Annotated in this window: 1 protein-coding gene; it reads left to right on the forward strand. The window is 51.5% G+C overall.

Annotation, left to right across the window (positions count from 1 at the left end; translation table 11 throughout):
* Positions 1–425 (forward strand): WxL protein peptidoglycan domain-containing protein (locus ACQ76X_RS36330; protein ID WP_438498716.1); only part of this gene is annotated, 425 nt, incomplete at both ends.

The raw sequence follows: 425 nt of genomic DNA on the forward strand, positions 1-425 counted from the left end.
TGTGGTCAGTGCAGATAGTTCCTTTGTATTGTCTCCGGTCAAGGCGGTAGAAGAGGGCCGAGGGTATTATAAAGATCAGGTGAAGCCGGGTGATTCCAGAGAATATACCTTTTTTGTGCGGAACACGAAAAACGAACCTGTAGAGATTAAACTGTACCCAGCTGACGCACTCCCGGCTCAGAATGGAGGGCGAAGTTTCTCGGAGAAGGAACAGAAGCTTTCTCATGTCGGGGCATGGCTGGACCCGCAAGGGGTCCAGCGCTTCACACTAAAGCCTAAGGAGGAGCGCAGCTTTAAGTACCAGGTCTCTGTTCCGGAAGAGATCACGCCCGGACAGTATGTAGGTGTGATTGCTGCCGAGGAACTGATCCAGGCAGAAAATAATGAATCGAATGTGCAAGGTCAGCAGGCTTCGGTGGCCATTG

The organism is Paenibacillus sp. IHBB 3054 (assembly GCF_051594305.1).
In the GTDB taxonomy this organism is placed as follows: Bacteria; Bacillota; Bacilli; order Paenibacillales; family Paenibacillaceae; genus Paenibacillus_AQ.